Origin of the sequence: Ohtaekwangia kribbensis, assembly GCF_042676245.1 — a bacterium.
GTDB classification, from domain to species: Bacteria; Bacteroidota; Bacteroidia; order Cytophagales; family Cyclobacteriaceae; genus Ohtaekwangia; species Ohtaekwangia kribbensis.
Genome location: NZ_JBHTKA010000006.1, coordinates 1 through 592 on the forward strand (window position 1 = coordinate 1; position 592 = coordinate 592).

At 48.8% G+C, this 592-nt stretch carries 1 pseudogene; it reads left to right on the plus strand.

The features are described 5' to 3' along the window. Positions 1-592 (plus strand): annotated as a pseudogene (locus ACFQ21_RS15295) (hypothetical protein); the annotation flags it as partial.

The window sequence follows — 592 nt, forward strand, 5'->3', positions numbered from 1 at the left end:
CGCTCCTGTAGCCGACTTCACGATCGAATGGTTCGAAGGCAATACAACAACGACAGCACTCGGCACAACGGTAGGTGTAGTGGGCGGAGCCAACGGAGAGACAGCTTCTCAGTTACCAGCCGGTACATATACTGTACGTGTAACGGATAATGTATCTCCGGGCAACAGCTGTTTATCAACTGCGACCTTCACGGTAACGGATGATCTTCCTGTAATCGCTATCGAGCAGGCGTCTATAACACTGACGCACCAGGCTGATTGTAATCCAGCGGATGGTTCAGCACAGGTAACAGACATTGAAGTTGATGGAGTATCGATAGGCAGTGTAGCAGGGTATACGTTCGAGTGGTTTGAAAGTGATGGTACTACGGTAGTAGCATCATCGGGTTCAGCCGCTACGATTGCAACAACTATAGCAGCAGGTGACTACTTTGTACGCGCAACGAACACAGCATCAAACTGCAGCACATCACTGACACCGTTCACTATAAATAACATCACAGTAAATCCTACGATTGTAGCTTCAACCAACAACAGCAACACCAACTGCGTTGGTGCTACACCGAACGGAACGATCACGGTTCAGATCAAC